This is a genomic window from Plantactinospora sp. ZYX-F-223 (assembly GCF_039649625.1).
Lineage (GTDB): Bacteria > Actinomycetota > Actinomycetes > Mycobacteriales > Micromonosporaceae > Plantactinospora.
Genome location: NZ_JBDJAV010000008.1, coordinates 1 through 23,647, shown reverse-complemented (window position 1 = coordinate 23,647; position 23,647 = coordinate 1). Strand labels below are relative to the sequence as shown.

General features: G+C 73.2%; 22 protein-coding genes and 1 pseudogene. 13 read left to right on the top strand and 10 right to left on the bottom strand.

Translation table 11 applies throughout. The features are described 5' to 3' along the window. Window positions 1–13: 13 nt before the first annotated feature. The 5 genes from AAH979_RS10220 to AAH979_RS10200 all read right to left on the bottom strand — a co-directional run bounded on the left by AAH979_RS10220 (window position 14) and on the right by AAH979_RS10200 (window position 4,147). On the bottom strand, window positions 14–631 hold the full coding sequence (locus AAH979_RS10220) for a hypothetical protein (protein ID WP_346257836.1): 618 nt from the start codon (window positions 629–631) through the stop codon (window positions 14–16). Then, window positions 628–1,896, bottom strand: coding sequence for a hypothetical protein (locus AAH979_RS10215; protein WP_346257835.1), 1,269 nt, complete (start codon window positions 1,894–1,896; stop codon window positions 628–630). The genes AAH979_RS10220 and AAH979_RS10215 overlap by 4 nt, the downstream gene beginning before the upstream one ends. Continuing rightward, window positions 1,893–2,645, bottom strand: a complete 753-nt coding sequence (locus tag AAH979_RS10210; RefSeq protein WP_346257834.1) for an ABC transporter ATP-binding protein — start codon at window positions 2,643–2,645, stop codon at window positions 1,893–1,895. The genes AAH979_RS10215 and AAH979_RS10210 overlap by 4 nt, the downstream gene beginning before the upstream one ends. Before the next feature lie 153 nt (window positions 2,646–2,798). Further along, window positions 2,799–3,614, bottom strand: a complete 816-nt coding sequence (locus tag AAH979_RS10205; RefSeq protein ID WP_346257833.1) for a zf-HC2 domain-containing protein — start codon at window positions 3,612–3,614, stop codon at window positions 2,799–2,801. Continuing rightward, window positions 3,611–4,147 carry an RNA polymerase sigma factor gene (locus AAH979_RS10200; protein WP_346257832.1) on the bottom strand — a complete coding sequence of 179 codons (537 nt, stop codon included), beginning with the start codon at window positions 4,145–4,147 and terminating at the stop codon, window positions 3,611–3,613. Before AAH979_RS10200 ends, AAH979_RS10205 begins: the two co-directional genes overlap by 4 nt. Window positions 4,148–4,365: 218 nt before the next feature. Between AAH979_RS10200 and AAH979_RS10195 the strand changes: the two genes are divergently transcribed. From AAH979_RS10195 to AAH979_RS10160, 8 genes are all read left to right on the top strand, one after another. Next, on the top strand, window positions 4,366–5,115 hold the full coding sequence (locus AAH979_RS10195; RefSeq protein WP_346257831.1) for a methyltransferase domain-containing protein: 750 nt from the start codon (window positions 4,366–4,368) through the stop codon (window positions 5,113–5,115). After that, the gene (locus tag AAH979_RS10190; protein ID WP_346257830.1) at window positions 5,112–6,485 is read left to right on the top strand and encodes a nucleotide pyrophosphatase/phosphodiesterase family protein; all 1,374 of its coding nucleotides are present in this window, start codon (window positions 5,112–5,114) and stop codon (window positions 6,483–6,485) included. The genes AAH979_RS10195 and AAH979_RS10190 overlap by 4 nt, the downstream gene beginning before the upstream one ends. Before the next feature lie 122 nt (window positions 6,486–6,607). Then, the gene (locus AAH979_RS10185; protein ID WP_346257829.1) at window positions 6,608–7,144 is read left to right on the top strand and encodes a MauE/DoxX family redox-associated membrane protein; all 537 of its coding nucleotides are present in this window, start codon (window positions 6,608–6,610) and stop codon (window positions 7,142–7,144) included. Window positions 7,145–7,153: 9 nt separating this feature from the next. Further along, window positions 7,154–7,723 carry a hypothetical protein gene (locus AAH979_RS10180; RefSeq protein WP_346257828.1) on the top strand — a complete coding sequence of 190 codons (570 nt, stop codon included), beginning with the start codon at window positions 7,154–7,156 and terminating at the stop codon, window positions 7,721–7,723. Next, complete coding sequence (locus tag AAH979_RS10175) at window positions 7,720–8,025, top strand: hypothetical protein (RefSeq protein ID WP_346257827.1); 306 nt, start codon at window positions 7,720–7,722, stop codon at window positions 8,023–8,025. The genes AAH979_RS10180 and AAH979_RS10175 overlap by 4 nt, the downstream gene beginning before the upstream one ends. An 89-nt stretch (window positions 8,026–8,114) precedes the next feature. Beyond that, window positions 8,115–8,687 carry a hypothetical protein gene (locus AAH979_RS10170; protein WP_346257826.1) on the top strand — a complete coding sequence of 191 codons (573 nt, stop codon included), beginning with the start codon at window positions 8,115–8,117 and terminating at the stop codon, window positions 8,685–8,687. Further along, entirely contained in the window at window positions 8,594–9,070 is a 477-nt protein-coding gene (locus AAH979_RS10165; RefSeq protein ID WP_346257825.1) for a hypothetical protein, read from the top strand. The genes AAH979_RS10170 and AAH979_RS10165 overlap by 94 nt, the downstream gene beginning before the upstream one ends. A gap of 69 nt (window positions 9,071–9,139) precedes the next feature. Next, window positions 9,140–9,406, top strand: a complete 267-nt coding sequence (locus AAH979_RS10160; protein ID WP_346257824.1) for a hypothetical protein — start codon at window positions 9,140–9,142, stop codon at window positions 9,404–9,406. 39 nt (window positions 9,407–9,445) lie between these two features. Here AAH979_RS10160 and AAH979_RS10155 read toward each other — a convergent pair whose 3' ends face one another. Together AAH979_RS10155 and AAH979_RS10150 are read right to left on the bottom strand one after the other, a co-directional pair. Beyond that, window positions 9,446–10,027: a hypothetical protein gene (locus AAH979_RS10155; protein ID WP_346257823.1), complete on the bottom strand. Its 582-nt coding sequence runs from the start codon at window positions 10,025–10,027 to the stop codon at window positions 9,446–9,448. A gap of 52 nt (window positions 10,028–10,079) precedes the next feature. Continuing rightward, complete coding sequence (locus AAH979_RS10150; RefSeq protein ID WP_346257822.1) at window positions 10,080–11,084, bottom strand: aldo/keto reductase; 1,005 nt, start codon at window positions 11,082–11,084, stop codon at window positions 10,080–10,082. Between the two features lie 118 nt (window positions 11,085–11,202). Here AAH979_RS10150 and AAH979_RS10145 point away from each other — a divergent pair, with 118 nt between their 5' ends. Together AAH979_RS10145 and AAH979_RS10140 are read left to right on the top strand one after the other, a co-directional pair. After that, window positions 11,203–12,462: a DNA polymerase IV gene (locus AAH979_RS10145; RefSeq protein ID WP_346257821.1), complete on the top strand. Its 1,260-nt coding sequence runs from the start codon at window positions 11,203–11,205 to the stop codon at window positions 12,460–12,462. A gap of 115 nt (window positions 12,463–12,577) precedes the next feature. Then, on the top strand, window positions 12,578–12,964 hold the full coding sequence (locus AAH979_RS10140; protein ID WP_101367165.1) for a DUF3040 domain-containing protein: 387 nt from the start codon (window positions 12,578–12,580) through the stop codon (window positions 12,962–12,964). A gap of 363 nt (window positions 12,965–13,327) precedes the next feature. On the opposite strand, the gene AAH979_RS10135 is transcribed toward AAH979_RS10140, so the two are convergent. The 3 genes from AAH979_RS10135 to AAH979_RS10125 all read right to left on the bottom strand — a co-directional run bounded on the left by AAH979_RS10135 (window position 13,328) and on the right by AAH979_RS10125 (window position 18,251). After that, the gene (locus AAH979_RS10135) at window positions 13,328–15,805 is read right to left on the bottom strand and encodes a DUF3488 and transglutaminase-like domain-containing protein (RefSeq protein WP_346257820.1); all 2,478 of its coding nucleotides are present in this window, start codon (window positions 15,803–15,805) and stop codon (window positions 13,328–13,330) included. Between the two features lie 86 nt (window positions 15,806–15,891). Then, window positions 15,892–17,190: a DUF58 domain-containing protein gene (locus tag AAH979_RS10130; RefSeq protein ID WP_346257819.1), complete on the bottom strand. Its 1,299-nt coding sequence runs from the start codon at window positions 17,188–17,190 to the stop codon at window positions 15,892–15,894. 2 nt (window positions 17,191–17,192) lie between these two features. Next, window positions 17,193–18,251, bottom strand: a complete 1,059-nt coding sequence (locus tag AAH979_RS10125; RefSeq protein ID WP_346257818.1) for a MoxR family ATPase — start codon at window positions 18,249–18,251, stop codon at window positions 17,193–17,195. 410 nt (window positions 18,252–18,661) lie between these two features. On the opposite strand from AAH979_RS10125, the gene leuS reads away from it, so the two are divergent. From leuS to AAH979_RS10110, 3 genes and pseudogenes are all read left to right on the top strand, one after another. Then, window positions 18,662–21,505 (top strand): leucine--tRNA ligase, encoded by a 2,844-nt coding sequence (gene leuS, locus AAH979_RS10120; protein WP_346257817.1) that lies wholly within the window; start codon window positions 18,662–18,664, stop codon window positions 21,503–21,505. A 162-nt stretch (window positions 21,506–21,667) separates the two neighbouring features. Next, complete coding sequence (locus tag AAH979_RS10115; protein ID WP_346257816.1) at window positions 21,668–23,167, top strand: pentapeptide repeat-containing protein; 1,500 nt, start codon at window positions 21,668–21,670, stop codon at window positions 23,165–23,167. Between the two features lie 21 nt (window positions 23,168–23,188). Continuing rightward, window positions 23,189–23,414: pseudogene (locus AAH979_RS10110) on the top strand (transposase); the annotation flags it as partial. Between the last annotated feature and the right edge of the window lie 233 nt (window positions 23,415–23,647).

Sequence of the window (23,647 nt, the reverse complement as noted above, 5' to 3'; positions counted from 1 at the left end):
GTGGAAGGGCGCGCTACCTGGCCACGGTGCCGCCCCGGCAGCCCCGGCGCAGGTAGCCGGCCGCGCCCAGGACGAAGACCACGGCGGCGGTCAGCCAGGAGGCGGTCACGCTGGACGGCTGTAGCGGCCAGGCCCACACGCCGGTGAATCCGCCGACCTGCCGGGGGGTCGCGGCGTAGACGGCGCAGGCGTACCCGAACGCGGGCAGCCAGGCCAGGCGGGTGCCGAGCAGCACCGCGGCCGCGGCGACCAGTCCGGCGTAACCGAGGGTGTTGCGGACCAGGGCGTACGCGCCGAACACCCCGGGTGCGCGCAGCCCGGTCACCGCCAGCGCCGCGCCGATCGACGCGACCCCGAGCAGGAGGTGGCCGGCTCGCCAGCCGGGCCAGTGCAGCGGGGCGCCGCGCTCCAGTTCCTCGTCGGCCCCGCCCAGCGTCGGCGCGAGCAGCAGTACGGCGAGCAGCGGCGCGAGCGCGACGACCGGTATCCGGGCGGCGGGTCCGTCGAAGTAGGGCCGGCTGGCGAGCCAGTTCCCGGCGATCCAGGCCAGTGGCGTCACGGCAGCGATCCCGAGCACGAATGCCGGGCCGCCCCTGGCCCGGGTGTGCAACAGCAGGAGCCGGCTGTTCACGGCAGTTCCCCCAGCGCGATCAGGCGCGGAACGTCGCAGCGGTGCGCGGCGTCGAGGAACGCGGCGAACCAGGCGCGCTGGTCGTCGAGGGGGAGCGCGTAGAGCCGCCCGACGCGGGTGTCGGGGGCCGGGCGTTCCTCGAACAGCCACGCCCGGGCGGTGTCGAAGGTCGGATAGATCCGTCTGTCGGGTCTGCTGAATTGCCGGTGGCAGTTCAGGGTGACGACCTGGCGCAGGTCGGCGCGGAGCCAGCCGAGGTTGGCCAGGCCGTCGCCGGTCGCGGTGGGTTGGCTCCCCAGATACAGCCAGAGGGTGCCGTCCGCCGGCCCGGTCGGCTCACCGTCGACCTGCAGGGCCGCGTCCGCCGCCCGGGTCGGCGCTCCGGGGATGCCGGCCATCCGGCGCAGCACCGGCTGGACGAGCGGTGTCAGGTCGTCCAGCAGGAAACCGTTGATCCGGGCCACGCATACCGGCGGCCCCTCCGTGGTGCAGGTCGGCTCGACGGCACCCGGGTCGGCGCGGAGGTCGTCGGGGCCGGCTCCGGTGGCGATCGGCACCGCCACGGCGACGGCGAGGAGGCCGGAGAGCAGGGCGGCCCGACGCAGCCGGGCCGCCAGCGCGAGGAGCGTGCCGGTCAACGCCAGCAGCCAACCGGCCTGTAGGGCGTGTGTTCCGGCCGGCAGCAGCCGCTCGGGGCCGGAGCCGGGGTGGACCGGGGACAGCCAACTGACGCCGCTGGCGTCCCAGTAGGTGAGAACAGCGAGCCCGAGGTAGCTGCCGAGGCCGGCGACGGGGGCGACCACCCGCAGCGGGACGAGACGGCCGATCAGTACCCCGAACGCGGCGGCCGTGCAGAGCGCGAGGATGCCCACCGCCAGGGTCCACCACCATTCGCCGCCCGCGTAGGTGGCCACCCGTCCGACCAGCACCGCCGCGCCGAGGAAGGCGGTGAGCAGCCCGGCGGTGCCGGCGAGCGAGACCGCCAGCCAGGCCGCCACCAGCGGTTGCCATTCCGGCCGGGCCGTCGAGCCGAGTAGCTCGTCGATGCCCCGACGCCGCTCCCGACCGGCCTGCCAGGCACCGGCGGCGACCATCAGCGCGCAGAGCACCATCAGCGACGTCCGCAGGTACCCGGCGAGGCCGGCCCACCGGCCGCCCCAGTCCTCCGGGTGTACGGCCAGCAGCCACCCGCCGGCACCGAACATCAGCAGAGCCGCACCCGGTGCCGTACCCCGGCGCAGTTCCACCCGCAGCGGACGTCTCACCGGCGCACCGTCCGGGCACCCCGCAGCACGGCGGTGTAACCGCGCTCGATCGCCGTGTCGCCGCTGCCACCGTCCACCCCGGCGGCGGCCAGTTCCTCGGGCGTGCCGGTGAAGACCAGCCGGCCGCCCTCGACCAGGCTCACCCGGCCGCACGCCGTACCGATGTCCTCGACCAGGTGGGTGCTGACCAGTACGCAGGCGTCGACGCCCAACTCCCGCAGGAGTGTCCGGAAGTCGACCCGCTGCTCCGGGTCCAGGCCGGCGGTCGGCTCGTCCAGCAGGACCACGCGCGGGTCGTTGACGATCGCCTGCGCGATGCCGGCCCGGCGCAGCATTCCGCCGGACAGGTGCTTCATCCGCTCGTCGGCCCGGTCCAGCAGTCCGACGCGTTCCAGCGCCCGCTCGACCGCGAGCGGTACCCGGGTCCGGGGCATCTCCTTCAGCCAGGCGAAGTACTCCACGAACTCCCGGACGGTGAACCGCGGGTAGTAGCCGAACGCCTGCGGCAGGTAGCCCAGTTGCCGGCGTACCTGCCGGAGCGCGGTCCGGTCCGCGATGTCGTGGCCGAGCAGCCGTACCCGGCCACGGTTCGGGCGGGCGACCGTGGCCAGTACCCGCATCAGGGTCGTCTTACCGGCGCCGTTCGGCCCGAGCAGCCCGTGTACGCCCACCGCCAGCTCCAGGTCGAGGTCGTCGAGGACGACCCTTCTGCCGTAGCCGACCCGCAGGCCCTCGATGCTGACCGTCATCGTGCCCCACCTCTCCGACGTGCTTCCCGCCGCCGACGACGCGTCGTCTCCGACGTGCTTCCCGCCGCCGACGCCGCGTCGTCTCCGACGTGCTTCCCGTCGCCGACGCCGCGTCAGGTCGTCGACGACCGCCCCGGGGCCGCCGACACCGCCTCACGGAGCCACCTCGCCGCCCAGCCGACCCTGCCGGGCCAGCAGCAACGCCACGGCCGCCGCGATGACGCCCAGCCAGACCGGTACGGCCGCCGGAGCGACCAGCCATCCGTTGTCGACCGGCGGGACCGGCGACGCGTCTCCCGGTGGCACCAGCACCAGCCCGGCCCACCCGGCCGCCACCGCCAGCCCGGCCCGGGCCGGCTCGATCAGCGAGCCGAGCCCGAGCGTCAGACCGGTCAACCCGAGGCAGGGCAGCAGCCACATCGCCGGCGTACCGATCCGGGATACCGCGCCGGTGAGGAACGCGACCGGAACGGTGACCGCCAGTACCGACAACGTCCGCCACAGGATGATCCGCAGCCCGGCGTACGGGCTGGCGGCGACCAGTTCGTGCAGCGGATCGGTGTGCCGGCCGTAGGAGACGGCAACGCCGAGCACCGGCAGCAGCGGCGCGAGCAGCAGGAGTATCCAGGGCCGGACCGGCAGTGAACCGATCTCGATCGCCACGGCCAGCGCCAGGGTGGTGACGACCGAGCCGAGCCAGCCGACCCGGGCCGCCGGTCCCGCGCCGAGCAGCACCGCGACCTGCCGCCATCGGGTACCCGGGCGGATCCGTCCCTGGCCCGGCAGCCGCGCGGCGAGGGTCGCGCCGACCGCGGCGACGAGCCGTCCGGTCGGCTCGTCCAGCGGCAATCGGGCCCGGCAGGTTTCGCACCGGTCGAGATGTGCCTCGACCGACCACGCGTCGGCGTCGGCGAGCCGGTCCTCGGCGTAGGCCCGCAGCGCGACCTCGGGGATGTGGAACGTACTCACGACAGTGCCGCCCGCAGCTCCCGCCGGGCCCGCATGGCCCGGGTCTTGATCGTTCCCTCCGGCAGCCCCAGCAACAGGGCGGCCTCCCGCACCGTGAAGCCGTCGAGGACGGTCGCCTGCACCACCGCCCGCAACTCGGGCGACAGCCGGTGCAGGGCATGTTCCAGCCTCGCGTCGTAGGTGCCGAGCATGGCCTCCTCCTCTGCCGACGGTGACCAGGCGAGAAGGGTCTCGTCGGCCGGGGCGGCGGTCCGTGGCCGGGCGAGGGCCCGACGGCTCGCGTCGACGAGGCGGTGCGCGGCGATGGTCCAGACCCAGCCCACCACCTCACCGCTGCCGCGATAGGTGCCCGCCGCCCGCCAGACCGCCAGGAAGGTCTCCTGCAACAGATCGGCGACGAGTTCCGGGTCCCGGCAGCGGCGGCGCAGCCGCAGGGCCAGCCAGGGGGCGTGTCGGGCGTAGAACACCTCGAACGCCCGCCGGTCCCCGGTACCGACGAGGTGCAGCAACTCCTCGTCGCCAACCTCCATCACGTGAAGGTAGGACGCGGCCCGGCCGGAAACGGTTCTCCCGGGCCGGACGCTCCGGCGGGACCGACGAACGCGAGCCCGTGGGCCGCTTGCGTGCACCGGGCCGGGGCGGGGTGGGCTCGGGCCACCGTCCGGCGGACCCGGGCCGCCGCTCCGGGTTGCCGATCGGCCGGCGTGGCGGCCGGCGATCAGCTTGGGTCCGGGTGGCTTAGGCTCGTCGGGTGGAGCGAACTCAGAGCCGTCCGTCCGGCCCGGCGACCGGCCCGCGTACCGCCGTGGTCTGGACCGTGCTGCGCCGTGAGCTTGCCCGGCAGCAGGACAGGACGCTCACCGTGCTCGATGTCGGCGGCGGGACCGGCGGATTCGCGGTGCCGCTGGCCGAGGCCGGCCACCGGGTGACGGTGGTCGACGCCAGCCCCGACGCGCTCGCCGCGCTGACCCGGCGGGCCGCCGAGGCCGGGGTCGCTGATCGGGTGCGCGCGGTGCAGGGCGACGGTGACGCCCTCGCCGGGCTGGTCGAGCCGGCCAGTGCCGACCTGGTGCTCTGCCACGCCGTACTGGAGGTGGTCGACGATCCGGCCGGGGTGGTCGGGGCGATCGGCAGCGCACTGCGCCCCGGCGGCGCGGCGAGCGTACTGGTGGCGAACCGGGCCGCCGCCGTGCTGAGCCGGGTCACGAACGGGCACCTGGACGTGGCCGCCGCGCTGCTACGCGACCCGGACGGGCACGCCGGGCCCCGGGACACCCTGCGCCGGCGTTACGACGCCGACGGCGCCGCCGCGCTGCTGGAGGCCGCCGGGCTGGCGGTCGAGCAGACCCACGGGGTACGCGTCTTCGCCGACCTGATCCCGGCGGTGGCCGCCGAGGCGGACCCGCCGGCCCTGCTGGAGTTGGAGTTGGCCGCCTCGGCCCAGCCGCCGTACCGGGACATCGCCGCCCAGTTGCACCTGTTCGCCCGCCGTCTGGCATGACGAGCCCACTCGACCTGGTCCGGCCGCACTACTTCGGCGGCAGCCTCGCCGACGTGCTGCCGAGCGCGCTGTCCGTGCTCGGCGTCGACCGGGCCGACCCGCTCGGGCTGGCCGGTCAACTGGCCGGGGTACGCCGGATCGCGGTGCTGCTGGTCGACGGGCTCGGCTGGTACCAGTTGCCGATCGCCGCCCCGCACGCGCCGGCACTGACCGACCTGACCGGGCGGTTCGGGCGCCCGCTCACCTGCGGTTTCCCCTCCACCACCCCGACCAGCCTGGTCAGCCTCGGCACCGGGGCCGCGCCCGGCGCGCACGGGGTGCTCGGCTTCCGGGTCAACGTGCCCGGCACCGACCGGGTACTCACGCACATCGACTGGCCGAGGTCGCCGGTCGACGGCCCGAACTTCCCCGGTGGCGGCCCGGGCTCGCCGGTGGGCGGCGACCGGGCCAGCGGCTCCTGGTCCTCCGCCGGCACTGCCGAGCTGCCCGGTACGGCCGACCCGCTCGGCAGCGGCGGCCCGTCGCACCCGGCCGGGCCGGCACTCCCCGGCTCTCCGGCCCGGGCACCGGTGCCCACTCCCGCCGCCGGGTCGGGCGACGATCCGGATCCGCGCCGGTGGCAGCCGTTGCCGACCCAGTTGCAGCGGGCCGAGGCGGCCGGGGTAGCGGTGACCGTGGTGAGCCGGCCGGCGCTGGCGAACACCGGGCTGAGCGTGGCCGCCTACCGGAGCGGGGCGCATCGGGGCGCGGAGGACGTCGACGCGCTGGCCACCGAGATGCTCGCGGCGCTCACCGCCGGGGACGGCCCGACCCTGGTCTACGGCTACCACCCGGACGTGGACCGGCACGGGCACCTCAGCGGCATCGACTCCGCCGACTGGCGCTCGGCGGTCGCCGAGGTCGACGCGCTGGTCACCCGGCTGGTCGACGGGCTGCCGCCGGACGCCGCACTGCTGGTCACCGCCGACCACGGCCAGCTCGACATCCCGGCGCAGGGGCGGTACGACCTGGACACCGATCCCCGGCTGCGGGCCGGGATACGGGTGGTGGCCGGCGAGGCCAGGGTCCGCTACCTGCACACCCTGGCCGGGGCGACCGCCGACGTGGTGGCCGCCTGGTCGGAGGTGCTCGGCGAGCAGGCGTGGGTGGCGACCCGGGAGGAGGCGGTCGCGGCCGGCTGGTTCGGCCCGGTACCCGAGGCACACCTGCCACGCATCGGTGACGTGGTGGTCGCCTGCCTGACCCCGACCGTGGTACTCGCCTCGAAGACGCACAACCCGATCGAGACCACGCTGGTGGCGTACCACGGCTCGTGTACGGCGACCGAGATGACCATCCCGCTGCTGGTCGTACGTTCGCTCCGCGCCTGACACCCGCCGCCGCCGAAGAAGATCTAGGCAGGTCTATTGTCCGGCGTGCCATTACCTCGTACGCTTCCGATCACCGCATGTGAGCGTTCATCTCTATCGGGCAGACACCACGGGGGTGGCCGATGGGCGTCGACGGTTTGCTGTTTGTCTCGCTGAATGCCCTGCTAGTGGCGGTTCTCCTGGTAGCCGGTGTCACCAAGACGGTGGTGCCGCAACCGGTCCGCCGTGCGGTCGAAGAACTGTTCGATGGCAGCGCTAACACTGTCTCCACGACCGCGGTCCGGGTGTTCGGGGTCGCGGAGGTCCTGATCGGTCTGGGCTTGCTGATTCCGGCAGCCCGCGCCGCCACCGGATTCGCGGTGGTCGGGCTGGGCGTGCTGTTCGCGCTCGCCGGTGCCGCCGGCCGGTGGCGGCGGAGCGCACTGCCGTGCGGCTGTCTCGGTGGCGGCCCGTACCCGCTCGGGGCCCGCAACGTACTCGTAGGCGCGGCGTTCGTCGCGCTCGGCGTACTCGATGTCGTCGCGGTGCCGAGCGGACCGGCGCCCGAGGCCCGCGCCCCGGCGATCACGGCGGCCGCGACGGTACTGCTCTGCCTGTGGCTGCACCGGCGCCTGGCGTGGCGGTTGCTGCGCCCCTCCACCCGGCCCGACCCGACGTGAGGAGTGTCGATGGAGCTGTTTTTCGGAATCGTGCTGTTGGTGCTCGCCGCCGGCATGGTGGTGCTCTTCGCGATGGTCGGCGAGCTGGCGTCCCGGGTCGGTGACCCGGCGAGCCGGAGCCGGTCGGTCGAGGTGCTGCCGCTGGACCAGGCGAGGGTCGGTCACGTCCCGGCCGGCTGGCCGGACGGGTTGGCGGCGCTGGGTGCGGCCGACGGGGCGGTCCTGCTCGTACTGAGCACCGTCTGCAACACCTGTCGGCAGCTCGCGCCCGAGGTCGCGGCACTCGCCGGTACCGGCGGCGTCGACGGCCGGCCGCTGCTCGGTGTCGTGGTCACCTGCGGCAACGCCGACAGCGGCGCCGAGTTCGTCGCGACGTACGGCCTGGACCGGCTGCCACATCACGTCGACGTGGCCGGTGACTGGGTCCAGGGCGAATTCGACATCCACACCAGCCCCGCCGCTGTGCTTCTCGCCGCCGGCCGGGTCCGGGCGGCGCTGCTGTTCGACGACATCGCCGCGCTGCTGGCCCGCAGTGTCCAGATCCTTGACGAGCAGCAACCCGAGGAGGTCGCGCGATGAGTACAGACGACGATGCCGGCAGCCGGCAGCGCAAGACCGGCCGGCGGCGCCTCTTCGCCGGGATCGGAGCCAGCGGGCTCGCCGCGGCGGTCGCGGTGTTCGGCCGCAGCTCACCGGCGGCGGCCTCCTACGTCTACGCCTGCTGCAACCTGGAGTTCCACCCGTCCATCTCGGTCGCCCAGTGCAAGAGCGGGGCGCACTACGTCTGGCACTGCTGGCACGCCGGATACGTACGCTGCCAGTGCTGCGAGGCCAAGGACTCGTACGGGCACACCGTCGCCTCCGCCTACAGCTGCCAGTAACCGGGGGGATCGGCGTGGCGTCCTGGGCGATCCTGGCGGTCGGGCTGCTGGGCGCGGTCCTCCAGGCGTTCAGCCCATGAGGACTCTCCATGGCTGGGGTCGCCAGCCCGATGCTACGGCGCTCCCGGGCGGACGGGATCCGTTTCCTGGCCGGCCTGATCGCGGGTGCGGCGGCGGGTGCGGTGGTGGTGGCCGTGCCGGTGTACCTGCTGGGTCGGCTGCTGGAGCCGCTGCCGGACCCGGTCGCTCTCGGGGTGCTCGCCGGGGTCTGCGTGCTGCTCGGGCTGGCGGACCTGGCGCAGCGCACACCGCACGTGTGGCGCCAGGTGCCGCAGGCGCTGTGGCACCGGCTGCCGCCGGGGGCGCTCGGCGTTGCCTGGGGGTTCGACCTGGGACTGCTGTTCACCACCCAGAAGACCACCTCGCTGATCTGGGTGGCCGTGGCGGCGGTGGCCCTGGTACGGCCGGCGCTGGCCGTCACGGCGCTGACCGCCATCGCGGTGGGCTCGATGGTGGTGGTCGTGGTCACCACGCTGGCGGCCGGAGCCGACCGGCGTACCGAGGCGGGATGGAGCGGATCATGGGTGACGTGGGCGAGACGCGGCTCGGGGCTGCTGATCCTGTCGACGGCGGCGGCGACGGTCGCGGGGCTGCTGACCTGACCCCGCTGTTCGAGTTGGAACCCGGCGGTGGCCAGGTCGTGGTGACCCGGTTCGAGTGCGGCAGCCTCGCCCGCCTGCTGGTGCTGCTCGTGCTGCACCACCGGGTCAAGCGGGACGTCGCGAGGCTCGGCGAGGGGCTGATCGGCAGCCGGGTGGTGGTCGACTGGCGGCGTCGGGTCGCGCTCAGCGTCTCGCTCTGGCCCGACATCGGCAGCGTGTACTCGATGGGCGGCGTGCCGCGGCACGTGGCGGCGGCCCGGCTGCCCGGCCGGTTGGGCATCCGTACGACATGCGGGGTGTTCTGCTTCGCCGGCGACTGGCGGCGGGTGATGTTCCACAGTCCGGTGCCGGCCCGGAGCCCGTTCGAGCCGGTCGTCCCCTGAAACGTCCGGGAAGATTCTCCGCAGGTGACGCCTCCTGGTTCCTGCGGTACGAGCAGAGAGGATCCGCTCATGCCTCCGACGGATCGCGGCATCGTCGCCGTCCGGCGCAACGCCGACGGCACCACCACCATCGACGTGTGTGCCGAGGTGCGCCACGGCGTGCCGGTCGGTACGTTCGCCCGGCACGTGCGCATTCCCACCGAGCTGGTGCGGATCGAGGTGGCGATGGAGCAGGCCGGCGACCTCCGGTTCACCGGCGGGGTGGTCGAGGTCGTGCCCGACGGCAGCGGCAACGTGCACATCCGCCCGCTGTCCGGCGGCGGCGAGCTGTCGTGACGCCGCATCGGGCACCTGTCATCGGCCGGGACCCACCCGTCACGACCCTTCCGGGGCGGCGCGGAACACGATCGTCAGACTGAACGTGGTCCCGTCGACCTGGTAGGCGTAGCAACCCGGGCCGCCGACCGTCGTCGTCCCGGGCAGGTCGCTGTCCGGGTTGGTCAGCACGGCGTAGTGCCCGCCGTCGCGGGGGCCACCGGTGTACGCGAACGAGGCGGCGGCGCTGCCCGGTGCGTCGATCCGCGCCACCCGCAGCAGTACCGGGCCGGTGTAGCCGGTGGCGATCCACCGGACCTTCTTCCGGTACGTGCCGTCCGGTTGCCGGTCGTCCTCGCGCAGCCGCAGCACCGCGCCGTCCCGGAAGTAGTCCGCGACCGGGTACACCGGACCGGGGCCGAGCACCTGGGTCGCCTGACCCGGCCCGGACCAGGGTTGCGGTGCGGTGGTCGGGCACCTGTCCCCGGGCGCCCCGCTGGGCAGCCGGAGCGGGCCGGCGGACAACTCGGCGGGCGATGCCGGGGTGGCGGCCGGCGGGGCGGCCTCGGGGGCCGGACCGTCACAGGCCACCGACGCCAGCAGGAGCGCGACAGTGGCCGCTGCCCGGAGAATTCTCGGCACACCCGCAGTATCGACCATCACCGAAGTGATCTGCGACCCCCGTCGCCCCGGATCAGGCCCCGGCGGCGGCGAGCCGGGCGAGCTGCCCGCCGCTGAGGGTGAGGTCGAGCGCAGGCAGTGCGGCAGCGTACTGCTCGGGCGTGCGCGGGCCGAACAGCGTGACGAACTCCGGGTCCCGCTGGTGCAGCAGCCAGGCCAGGACGAGCTGGTTGCCGGTGACCCCGAGTTCGGCGGCCAGTTCGGCGACGGCGGCGAACCGGGCCTCGGCGTCCGGCCCGCGGTACGACTCCATCACGTGGTGATCGCGCCGTTTCGCCAGGTCGTCGTAGCTGCCCTTGAGGATCGGCGAGTATGCCACCAGGGTCACCTCGTCGTTGGCCCGCAGGTAGTCGAGCTGTTCGTCGTCCACGATCGAGAGGGTGTCGGCACCCGGCCGGGGGCGCAGGTAGGAGTGTTGCTGTTGCAGGGCGACCGGGGCCGGCCAGCCGTACCGGTCGGCGAGCTGCCGGATCCGCTCCAGCCGCCAGGTCCGGACGTTGGACCAGCCGACGTACCGGATCTTGCCGGCCGAGACCAGCCCGGCCAGGGCCTCCAGGGTCTCCTCCAGCGGGGTGTTCCGGTCGTCGACGTGCACGTAGTAGAGGTCCACGTGGTCGGTGCGCAGCCGGCGCAGGCTGTCGTCGAGCGCCCGGCGCAGGGTGTCCCCACCGGCCCCCTCGTACTGCCGGCTCGCCGCCTGCGGGTCGTGCGGGTTGTTCCGCACCGCGGCCACGTCGCGGATCCAGGCGCTGCCCTTGGTGGCCAGGAACACCTCGTCACGCCGCCCGCTGCGGTGCAACCAGCGGCCGAGCAGGCTCTCGCTCTCGCCGCCGGCGAAGGGTGGGCCGGGCCACCAGGCGTAGCAGTTCGCGGTGTCCAGAAACGTGCCGCCGCCGTCGAGGTAGCGGTCGAGGATCGCGTACGACGACTCGTCGTCGGTGAGCGTGCCCATCAGCATGCAGCCGAGGGCGAACTGGCTGACCCGCTCGCCGGTCTGCCCGAGTGGCACCGTCTTCATCGATTCCTCCCCCGGGTCCGGTGCTGCGCCGGACCGCAATGGTAAAGAGCCGGACCCGTGCGGTGCCAACCGGGATTGTCGGCGCGGTTGCGTCGTACCCCCGGGCTAACCTGCCGCTATGGGTCGCAGCCAGTCCGTGCCACGCGGCAGTGATCCGCGCTTCGGTGCGGACGCCGACGACTCCGGCTCACCGATCCTGCACGTCGACATGGACGCGTTCTTCGTCGCGGTCGAGGTCCGCCGCCGGCCCGACCTGCGGGGTCGGCCCGTCGTGGTCGGCGGGGTCGGCCCGCGCGGCGTGGTCAGCTCGGCCAGCTACGAGGCCCGGACATACGGCGTGCACAGCGCGATGCCGACGATGCGGGCCCGGGCGCTCTGCCCGTCGGCGGTCTTCCTGCCACCCGACTTCGCGCAGTACACGGCCGCCTCCCGCGCGGTGATGGAGATCTTCCGCGACGTGACTCCACTGGTCGAGCCGCTCTCGCTGGACGAGGCGTTCCTCGACGTCGCCGGGGCGCGCAAGCTGTTCGGCCGGCCGGCCGAGATCGCCCGGCTGATTCGGGCCCGGGTCGCCGAGCAGGAGCGGTTGACCTGCTCGGTCGGGGTGGCGCCGACCAAGTTCGTGGCCAAGCTCGGCTCCACCCGGGCCAAGCCGGACGGGCTGATCGTGGTGCCGGCCGACCAGGTGCTGGACTTCCTGCATCCGCTGCCGGTCGAGGCGCTCTGGGGGGTGGGGGAGCGGGCGGCGGAGACGCTGCGCCGGCTCGGGCTGCGGACGGTCCGGGACATCGCCGAGGCGCCGGTCGGGATGCTCCGGGGCAGCCTGGGCGACGCGGCCGCGACCCACCTGCACGAGCTGGCCTGGGGGCGGGATCCCCGCGGGGTCAGCCCGGAGCACGCGGAGAAGTCGATCGGGGCCGAGGTCACCTTCGACACCGACCTGGCCGAGCCGGAGACGATCCGGCGGGCTCTGCTGGCCCTCGCCGAGAAGGTCGGCGTCCGGCTGCGCCGGGCCGGGCAGGTCGGTCGGACGGTCTCGATCAAGGTGCGGTTCGCCGATTTCCGGACGGTCAACCGGTCCCGCACGCTCGGCGGGCCGACCGACGTGACCCGAGAGGTGTTCGACACCGCCTGGGCGTTGTTCGACGCTCTCGGCCCGGGTGACCGGATCCGGCTGATCGGCGTCCGGGTCGAGGGGCTCAGCGACGGCGACCAGACTCCCCGACAGCTCGCACTGGGCGCGCCCGAGCACGGCTGGCGGGAGGCGGAGGCCGCAGCGGACGCCGCAGCTGCCCGATTCGGGCGTTCCATGGTGCGCCCAGCGAGTCTGTTGGGGCACGGCGACCTGCGGCGGACGGAAAATCCGGCGCGGCCATAGGTCGTCCCGCTTTCCGACCCGCGACCCCCCTCGTAGACTGGCGGGTAAGCAGCCGGTTGGCTGCCACGGTCTGTCGGTCCGAGCGGACCGGCCAACGTGACCGGGGAGGAGTGCCGTGCCGCTCTCGGAGCACGAGCAGCGGCTGTTCGAGCAGATCGAGCAGTCGCTTGCCGAGGACCCTAAGTTCGCCTCGGCTGTGCGCGCCAGCGATCCGCGTTTCCACGCGCGGCGTCGCCTGCTCGTCGCGGTCAGCGTGATCATCGCTGGCCTAGCATTGGTCGTCTACGGCACGGTGAGCAAAACTCCGCTGCTCGGAGTGGCGGGCTTCGTGGTGATGCTCGGTGCGGCCGCGTTCGCGATGCTGTCGCAGCGTAAGGCGCAGTCACCGGACCTGCACGTGGTTGGCGGCACCACCAGCCGCCGCGTCCGCAGCGGGCGACGCTTGTCGTTGATCGACCGACTCGAGGAGAGGTGGCGTCAGCGGCCGGAAGGCCACCGCTGACCGTCTCCCGTCCGTGGGGCACGCCCCGCTGACGGTACCGCCGGGTTCCGTCCCGGCGACCAGTGGCGTTTCTCCATGCCTACACACTGCTGCCGGCGCCGTCTCCGCCGGCCGTTCGCGTCCCCGGCGCGGGTGCCCGGCTCGCCGTGATCCGCCTCACGACCTCGCTGGGTGACGTCGCACCGATCTGATCTCCCGGCGCATCCGCCGGACTATCCCGGCGGATCCACCCACCAGGCGCTTCCGGCGGATCCACCAGACGCTCTGCCGGCGCATCCGGCAGACCGCAGGGCCCACCCCGCGACTCGCGGGATGGGCCCGGCGACGCCTCCGGTCGGTCGGGGCCGACCGGTACGGCTCGGATCAGCGGGACGTGCGTCCGGCGAGCACCCGTCGAGGGCTCCAGCGCAGCAGCCGGTCCCGGAGCCGGCCGGTCAGCGCGACGAACCCGGCCGACAGATCCATGATCGCCAATCGCCAGCGGAACAGCACCGACGGTGGCAGGGTGGCCGCCACCAGCCGGGTACGCCGGTCGGCTCCGGCGCTCAGCGCCCGGCGTACCGAGCGGAGGGCGTCACCCAGCGGACCGTGCCGCAGCGGCTCCCGGGCGTACCTGGCGCGCTCCTCGGCGTGCCCGAGCAGGCGGATCGCCTCGTCGGCGCTGCCGGCGGTCAGCCCCTCCCGGATCAGCCGGTCGGCCGTGGCCCGGGGCGTCTCCGCCGGATCCACCCGGACCCGGAAGTCGACCAGGGTGTCGACCAGCTCGTCCCAGGCGGCGTGCGCGTCGGCCCGGGCCCGGGCCAGCTCGGAGTCGCTGAGCACCACCCGGGCGACGCCGGGGGCCGCGTTCCCGTCCGCCGCCACCGAGGCGAGGGTGCTGGCTGCGGCAGCGGCCCGGGTCTGGCGGCGCCGCCGGAGCAACACCCGCCGCAGCGCCGGCACGGTGAGCAGCAGGACCAGCAGCACCGCCCCGGCCAGTACCCAGAGCGGCCAGTTGGGCCCGCTGTCCGGGGCGACCCCGGCGGTGCCGTCGAATGCCTCGTCGAGCGGGCGGTCCGACCCGTCCGTCGCCTGTGGGCCGGCCGACGGGTCGGTGGTCGGGCCGACCGGGGTGTCCGGAGTGGTCGAGGTCTGCTCGGGCGCGTCCGGGTCCGGCGCCCACTGGGAACGCCACGAGCCGGTGATGCTGGCCGCCGGCGTCGCGTCGAACGGGACCCAGCCGATGCCGGTGAAATAGACCTCGGTCCAGGCGTGCAGGTTGTTGTTGGTCAGGGTGTAGGTGTTGCCCGACCGGTTGGCGCTGGTGAAGCCGAAGGCCACCCGGGCCGGGATGCCGGCCTCGCGGACCAGCCAGGTCATCGCGGCGGCGTACTGCTGGCAGAAGCCCACCTTGTTGGTGAGGAAGTTGACGATGTCCTGCCCGCTGGTGCCGCCCTCGGTGTTCAGGGCGTAGCTGAACCCGTTCTTCCGGGAGAAGTGGTCGTAGATCGCCCGGACCCGCTCGTAGTCGTTCCGCTTGCCGGTGGTCAGCCGGTCGACGAGTTCCTCGACCTCCCGTACCGGCTCCACCGTGGTGTAGAGCTTCCGGAACGCGTGCTCCGGTGCCAGCGTCGGTGCCGCCGCCAGCGCGGCCGGGGTGTATTCCGAACGGACGAAGTCGAAGGAGTACTTCCGGTTCCGCGACGACGCCCGTTCCGAGTAGATCACCTGCATGGTCGCGTCGTAGCGCCAGTTCGCGTCGATCTGGCGGGTACTCACCGGAGCGGTGTAGACCGGCAGGAACGGCATGGCGAAGTCGAGGATCTCGACGTCCGCGTTGTACTGGTCGCGGGTGATGCCCGGAGCCTCCCTGGTCACCTCGCGCGGATCCGGCAGGCCCTGGGTCACCGGAGTCCCCTCTGGGGAGCGCGGCCCGAACCCGGTCCGTTCGAAGTCGTCGGCGACCGCGAAACGCAGGTAGAACGGATCGGGGTCGTTGGTGGTCACCCGCACCATGTCGCGCTGCTCAGAGCGGTTCAGTTCACCGCTGAGCTGGGCGAAGAGGTTCACCCGGCCCGGTGATCCGCCCGGCCCGGCCCGGCCGCCGCCATCGCCGCCGCCACCGGAGTTGAACTGGCTGAGCAGCCCCGAGGTCATCCCCGGTACGGCCAGCGGCAGCAGTACGGCCACCGCGACACCGATCACCGCCAGGCGGCGGCCGGCGGCGGCCAGCGGCGACGGCTCCCAGACGTCCACGTCCCGGCCGTCCCCGGTGAACCGGCGTCCGAAGTGGCGTACCCGGTCCACGTTGTCAGCGGCGAGCAGCCACAGGAAGCCGACCGCCCCGATCACGAACGGCACCGCCGAGACGCTGTCGACGTGCACCGCCACCGGCACCGAGTAGATCGCCAGCATCGGCAGCCCGGCCAGGGCGGGACGGCGCATCCCGACGGTGAGCAGGTCCACCACGATCGCCACCCCGCCGACGCCGAGCGCCGTCAGGAAGAGCAGCGAGTCGAGGTCCTGGACCGGTACGCCGTACGAGCGCATGTCCTCGCCGGAGCTGGCCAGCAGCGAGCCGAAGTGGGTCAGGGTGCCGGGGGTGGGCAGCAGGGAGATCATCTCCTGGCCGCTCGGGAAGATCCAGGTCAACCCGAACAGCAGTGCCGCCACCATGCCCAGTCCCTGGGCCCAGACCGGTGCCCGCCACCAGCGGGCCAGGGTGGCCGTACCGGCGATCAGCGCGACGATGACCGCGCACTGGATCAGCCAGGTCCACCGCTCGTAGATGGTCGACATCGGCGCGGCGGCGAGCAGGGTGGCCGCGGCCGCCACGAACCCCAGGTGTCGGCGTCCCCTCATCACATCGTCCCGTCCGTGCCGGTGCTGCCGTTCCGGTTCATCGCGTCGCCCTCATCCGCCTCGTCGATCCCGTCTCCGGCGACCGGTCACCGCACTCCGCCGGCGACCGTCTCGGCCAGCACGGCCCGCCAGGCGAAGCCCTGCGAGCCCCGGGCCGCCTGCGGCCAGAGCGCCGGCAGCTTGCTGCCGTGTTCGACCCCGACCACCCGCCAACCGCTCTGCATCAGCGCGAGCGCGGCGGCGCCGTGCGCGTGGTTGGCCTCCTCGCGCGCCTGCGGGGTCAGGTTGAGCCAGGTCGAACTGTCCACCAGGAACGCGATGCAGGTCGCGCCGTTGCCGCGCAGCCCGGCCAGCAGGTCCGCCTCGGCGGTGGTCAGCGTGCCGAGCAGTGCGATGACCAGCCCGCCGTCGGAGCGCTGCCGGACCCGTTCGACCAGCGTCGCCACGTCGCCGCGCTGGCTGAGCCGGACGTCGGCGAGGTAGTCCAGCAGCAGCCCCTCGCCGCCGGCGTCGTTCGCGCTGGCGTCGATCCCCGAGTCGCTGACCAGCCGGAGCTTGTAGCCGGCCTGCCGTAGGTGCACGGCGATGCTGGCCGACGCCGACACCGCCCACTCGAAGCTGGCGGTCGGTCCCTCGCCCCGGTGCGCGAACGCCCGGGTGTCCAGCACCACCGTCGCCCGGCTCTCCCAGGGCTGCTCCTCCCGGCGCACCATCAGCTCACCGGTGCGCGCGGTGGACTTCCAGTGCACCCGGCGCAGGTCGTCGCCGCGCCGGTACTCCCGGGTCGCCGCGTCGTCCTCGCCGTGCACCGCCACCGAGCGGGCCCGGCTCTCGCCGGTGCCCGCGTACTCGCCGGCCAGCCGGACGGAGGGGAGCGGGGTGACCTGCGGGATGACGGTGAGCGGGTCGACGCTGGGGAACGCCCGGGTCAGCTCGCAGAGCCCGAACGGGTCGGTCAGCCGGATCACCAGCGGGCCCACCTCGTAGCGACCGCGTACGTCGGCCCGAACCGTGTACGCCACCGAACTCGCCTGGTGCGCGCCGAGGCGTTCCAGCACCACCCGGGGACGGCTGCCGAGCGCGTACGGCAGGCGGTCCTCCAGCAGCAGCGTCCCGGTCGGCAGCCGGGACATGTTCTGCAACCGGAGCACCACCCGGGAGCTGGCGCCGACCGGCACCCGGTGCGGCTCCAGCGAGCGGCTGCAGGCGAGCTTGTAGCGGCTGCGCCCGACGTAGAGCGCGGCGAGCAGCGGCAGTACGCCGAGCAGGACGGCGACCCGGAGCAGGTCCTTCTCGCCGAGGATCAGCGCGGAGATCGCCGCTGCCACGGCGGCGGCCAGGAAGGACCGCCCCCGGGTGGTGAGGCCACGCAGTGCCTCGCGCACCGTCACCGCCTCCGCGGCTCGTACTGGGAGCGCCCGGTGCCGTCCTCGGACGACGGTCGGGTGTCGTACGGCGAGCGCTGCCGCTCGTGCGGCAACGGCAGCCGGTGCACCAGGTCGGAGACGATCGCGTCGGTGGTACGCCGGGCGAGCTGCGCGTCCGCGGTGGAGATGACCCGGTGCGCGAGCACCGGCACGGCCAGCGCCTGGAGGTCGTCGGGGAGGACGTAGTCGCGCCCTTCCAGTGCGGCGACCGCCCGGGCGGTGCGCAGCAGTTGCAGGGTGGCCCGGGGGGAGGCGCCGAGCCGTAGGTCGGGGGATTCCCGGGTGGCGGTGACCAGGTCGACGGCGTACTGCTTGACGGCGTCGGCGACGTGCACGTCACGGACCGTCGCGATCAGCTTCCGGACGGTGGCGGCGTCGGAGACCGGTCGCAGCTCGTGGATCGGGTCCCGGCCGCCGTGCACGTCCAGCATGGCCAGCTCGGCACCGGGGTCGGGGTAGCCCATCGCGATCCGGGCGGTGAACCGGTCACGCTGCGCCTCCGGCAGCGGATAGGTCCCCTCCATCTCGATCGGGTTCTGGGTGGCGATCACCATGAACGGCGTCTGGAGTTCGTAGGTGACACCGTCGACGGTGACCTGCCGCTCCTCCATGCTCTCCAGCAGCGCGGACTGGGTCTTCGGCGAGGCCCGGTTGATCTCGTCGCCGACCACCAGGTTGGCGAAGACCGCGCCCGGCTTGAACTCGAAGTCGTGCGTCTCCTGGTTGTAGACGCTGACCCCGGTGACGTCGCTGGGCAGCAGGTCGGGGGTGAACTGGATGCGCCGGACCGAGCAGTCGATCGACCGGGCGAGCGCCTTGGCCAGCTTGGTCTTGCCGACGCCCGGTACGTCCTCGATCAGGAGATGGCCCTCGGCCAGCAGGACGGCGAGCGCGAGCCGGACCGTCGCGGTCTTGCCCTCGATGACCTCTTCGATGTTGGCCACGATCGCGTCGCTGGCGGCACGGAACTGGTCGCTCGGCAGCGTGCCACCCAGTTCGTCCCAGGTCTGTTGAGTCACGGGCCTCCTCCTCGTCGGTCACGGCCGCCGCCTAGTAAGAGTCCCTGGGCCGGCCGTATGGTTCGCGGGAGAATACGTCTGTCCGGAGTAACCGGATCACCCGCATCACTCAGGCTAACCGCATTCGGCGGGAGAGCCGAGCACACCGGGAGAGCCCGGGTCGGATCTCCGGGCCGGTATCGGGTGCGACAGCGCTGCCGGGGGCGCGGTACGATGGCCGCATGTCCAGGGTCTACCTGCTCCTTAGCGAGCCGTGCTGACGCGACAGAGAGCGACAGCACGGCCACCCCTCCTGCGTGAGGGGCTTTTTTATGCCCGGAGAACGGACCCGGCCCACAAACCTGAATCTGATGCTCAGCCAGCCCCGGTCGACGAGGGCGGAGCGACGGCGGACGTAGCGAGGAGACGACATGACGACCGAGGCAGCCGAGCCGACGGCGGACATCCCGCCGTTCCGGTACACGGCCGAGCTGGCCGGCCAGATCGAGATCCGCTGGCAGGACCGGTGGGCCGAGCGGGGTACCTTCCGGGCGCCCAATCCGGTCGGGCCGCTGGCCGATCCCGGCCATCCCCGGGCGGACGCGGAGAAGCTGTTCGTGCTGGACATGTTCCCGTACCCGTCGGGGGCGGGGCTGCACGTCGGGCACCCGCTGGGCTACATCGGCACCGACTGCTACGCCCGCTACCAGCGGATGGCCGGCCGGAACGTACTGCACACGATGGGCTTCGACGCCTTCGGGCTGCCGGCCGAGCAGTACGCGGTGCAGACCGGCACCCACCCCCGGACCACCACCGAGGCGAACATCGGCTACTACCGGTCGCAGCTACGCCGGCTGGGGCTGGGGCACGACGACCGGCGCTCGGTGGCGACCATCGACACCGACTACTACCGCTGGACGCAGTGGATCTTCCTGCAGATCTACAACTCCTGGTACGACACGGCCGCCGGTAAGGCCCGGCCGGTCGCCGAGCTGGTGGCGGAGTTCGAGGCGGGCACCCGGGCCACCCCGGACGGCCGGCCATGGGCCGAGCTGTCGCCAGCGCAGCGGCGGCGGATCGTCGACGACCACCGGCTGGCATACGTCTCCGAGGCGCCGGTCAACTGGTGCCCGGGGCTGGGCACGGTGCTGGCCAACGAGGAGGTGACCCCGGACGGCCGGTCGGACCGGGGCAACTTCCCGGTCTTCAAGCGCAACCTGAAGCAGTGGATGATGCGGATCACCGCGTACGGTGACCGGCTGATCGAGGACCTGGACGCGCTGGACTGGCCCGAGCCGATCAAGCTGCAACAGCGGAACTGGATCGGCCGGTCGACCGGCGCGCACATCGAGTTCCCGACCGCCGATGCGCCGATCCGGGTCTTCACCACCCGGCCGGACACCGTCTTCGGGGCCACCTACATGGTGCTGGCCCCGGAGCACCCGCTGGTCGAGTCGCTGGCCGCCGACGCCTGGCCGGAGGGGACGAAGGACGCCTGGACCGGCGGGCAGGCCACCCCGCGGGCCGCCGTGGACGCCTACCGGAAGGCGGCCGGCGCCAAGACCGACATCGAGCGGCAGGCCGAGAACCGGGAGAAGACCGGCGTCTTCATCGGGGCGTACGCCACCAACCCGGTCAACGGCGCGCAGATCCCGATCTTCATCGCCGACTACGTACTGGCCGGCTACGGCACCGGCGCGATCATGGCGGTGCCCGGGCAGGACGAGCGGGACTGGGAGTTCGCCGAGGTCTTCGAGCTGCCGATCGTGCGTACCGTGCAGCCGCCGGAGAACTTCGACGGCAAGGCGTACACCGGGGAGGGCCCGGCGATCAACAGCGCCGCGCCGGACGGCGGCCTGGACCTGAACGGGCTGTTCGTCACCGACGCCAAGGCGAAGATCATCGAGTGGCTGGAGGCGAACGGGCACGGCGCCGGGGCGGTCACCTACCGGCTGCGGGACTGGCTGTTCAGCCGGCAGCGCTACTGGGGCGAGCCGTTCCCGATCGTCTACGACGAGCAGGGCAACCCGGTGGCGCTGCCCGAGTCGATGCTGCCGGTCGAGCTGCCCGAGGTGGACGACTTCGCGCCCCGCACCTTCGACCCGGACGACGCCGACTCCGACCCGGAGACCCCGCTGTCCCGGCGCAAGGACTGGGTCGAGGTCGAGCTGGACCTGGGCGACGGGCCGAAGCGGTACACCCGGGAGACCAACGTGATGCCGCAGTGGGCCGGCTCCTGCTGGTACGAGCTGCGCTACCTGGACCCGACCAACTCGCAAGCCTTCGTCGACCCGGCCAACGAGCGGTACTGGATGGGCCCGCAGTCGCCCGGCGACCCGGGCGGCACCGACCTGTACGTCGGCGGCCAGGAGCACGCCGTGCTGCACCTGCTGTACGCCCGCTTCTGGCACAAGGTGCTGTACGACCTGGGCCACGTCTCGTCGTTCGAGCCGTACCGCCGGCTGTACAACCAGGGCATGATCCAGGCGTACGCCTTCCAGAACGACCGGGGCAGCTACGTCGAGGCCGCCGAGGTGGAGGAGGTCGACGGCAGGTACTACTTCGGCGACCAGCAGGTCACCCGGGTCTACGGCAAGATGGGCAAGTCGCTGCGGAACGTGGTGACCCCGGACGAGATGTGCGAGGCGTACGGCGCCGACACCTTCCGGGTCTACGAGATGTCGATGGGCCCGCTGGACGTCTCCCGGCCCTGGGAGACCCGGGCGGTGATCGGGGCCTACCGGTTCCTGCAACGGGTCTGGCGGACCATCGTCGACGAGCACACCGGCGAGCTGCGGGTCACCGACGCCCCGGCCGACGAGCAGACCCGGCGACTGCTGCACCGGATCATCGACGGGGTCCGGGGCGACCTGGACGGCATCCGGATGAACACCGCGATCGCCAAGCTGATCGAGCTGACCAACGGTCTGACCAGGCTGGAGGCGACGCCCCGGGAAGTGGCCGAGCCGCTGCTGCTGATGCTGTCGCCGTTCGCCCCGCACATCGCCGAGGAGCTGTGGCACCGGCTGGGGCACGCCGAGTCGCTGGCGTACGAGCCGTTCCCGGTGGCCGACCCGAGCCTGCTGGTCGCCGAGACGGTGACGTACCCGGTGCAGGTCAACGGCAAGGTCCGGGGCCGGGTCGAGGTGCCGGCGGAGGCAACCGAGGAGGCGATCCGGTCCGCCGCGCTGGCGGCGGTCGCCGACCAGTTGGCCGGTCGCGAGCCGCGCAAGGTGATCGTGGTGCCAGGCCGGATGGTCAGCGTCGTCGCCTGACCCCCCGTCGGCAACCCGCCGTCCAGGTGAGCGGTCCGGGCGAGTGGTTGCCGGCGATGCCGGCGGCGGCCGGAGTTGCCCGCTGCGGCTAGGGTGCGTTCCGGCGCCGCCGGTGCGGCGGCACCGTGGGCCGGAGCAGCCGGGGAAGGGGAGCGGGCGGGTATGGCCGATCGGGACCTGGACGAACACCGGGCGGACCTCGCCGAACTGGCGGCGGAGTCGTCGCCCGACCGGCTTCCGGCGGTACGCCGGCTGCTGGCCCGCGCCGACGGCCGCCCCGAACTCCGGCAGCCGGTGGTGGACGCGATCTGCGAACACCTGCGGGCCACCGGTCCGGCGGATCGTCCGGCGGGGCGGGCGGGCTCCACCGACGGCGCGGAGACCGACCCACGGCGGGCCGCCCTCACCCTGCTCGCCGACCGGCTCCGCCCCGGCGACTCGGGGCCGTGGCCGGAGATCAGCCTCGACCTGTCCGGGACGACCCTGGTCGGCGTCGACCTGCGCGGCTGTGAGCTGGCCGAGGCGCGGTTCGCGGACACCCGGTTCGTCGGCACGGCGTCGTTCGAGGGGGCCAGGTTCGACGGCGAGGCGCTCTTCCCGCGTACGGTCTTCGACGGCGACGCCCGGTTCGACGGCGTCCGCTTCGGCGACGAGGCGGTCTTCGGCCGGGCCCGGTTCCGGGGCGCGGCCGGGTTCGCCGGGGCGGAGTTCGGCGACATCGCCTGGTTCGGGCGGGGCGCAGACACCCTCTGGGAGGACGACCCGGCCTGGGAGACGATCGAGGAACTCGCCCCGCTGCCCTGGGACGAGCCGAACGAGACCGATCCGCAGTGGCCGGTCGCCGTACTGATCGAGGACTACCAGGACTGGGAGGAGGGCGGCGACGGGGCGCGCTTCGCCGGTCCGGTCTCGTTCCGGGGTGCCCGCTTCGCCGGCCCGGCCTGGTTCTACATGGCCCGGTTCGGCGCTGCGGCGGACTTCCGGGAGGCCGAGTTCGCCGCTCGGGTGCACCTGGACCAGCCCACCGTGGAGCTGACCGGCGCCCACTGGTCCAACGAGAACGACGACGGATACGGCGAGACGTACTGGCCGCTGGGCTGGGCGGCGGAGCCTGGCAGCGGCCGGCTGGTGCCGGACGACGGTGTCCACCCGTACGCCCGGCAGCTCGCCGGCCCGGACCCCGGCACCCGGCGTGCCGGCCTGCGACTGCTGGCCGAACTCGGCGACACCCGTCCGGAGCTGCGAGAACGTGTCGTCGACGCGCTCTGCGCCTATCTGCGTACGCCGCTGCCGTTCCTGGTCAGCGGTGACCTGGATCCGGCCCAGGCCGAGGAGCTGCGGCTGCGCCGGGAGGTCCAGCAGGTGCTCGCCGAGCGGCTGCGCCCGGCCGCCGAGCCGTACTGGCCGGAGACCAACCTCTGGCTCTGCGGCGCCACCCTGGTCGATCTCGACCTCAGCGGCGGCGAGGGCGGATACGCCGAGTTCGTCGGGGCCCAGTTCCACGGCACCACCAGCTTCGCCGGCTGCCGCTTCGAGCGGGCCGCCTTCGACCTCGGCGACGGCAGCGGAGTCGCCACCTTCCACGGTCCGGTCGACGCCACCGGGGCCCGCCTCGGCACCCAACCGCCCCTCGGCGACGAGGTTCTGTCTCGCGGATCATGAGGGTCGCTCGTTAGACCCTTCGTGGCACGAGGCGATCTGACGAATCACGAGTGGGCGGTGCTGGCACCGTTGCTGCCGGCGCTGCCCGTGCGTGGTAGCCAGTGGCGGGACCATCGGCAGGTCATCAGCGCGATCTGCTGGGTGAAACGGACCGGCTCACCCTGGCGTGACCTGCCCGAACGGTACGGGGGGCCGTGGAAGACCGCCTACCAGCGGGTTCCGTCGATGGGCGGCCGATGGCACCTGGCGTTGCGGCCGACCCTGAAATCGCTGAAGAGGGCGACCACGGCGGAAGGAAGAAGATCGTGCTCTGCCGCGGTCGCCGCTCGTCTGACCCGAAGCTGGTGTTCAGCGCATCACGGGTTCATCGGGTGGTAGCGACCGCACCTCGGGCTTGTGGCGACGGGCGAGGTGATGGATGCCAGTCATGGTGGCAGCGATCGCCGTGACGAGGATTGCCAGTGGTAGCGGCTGACGGTC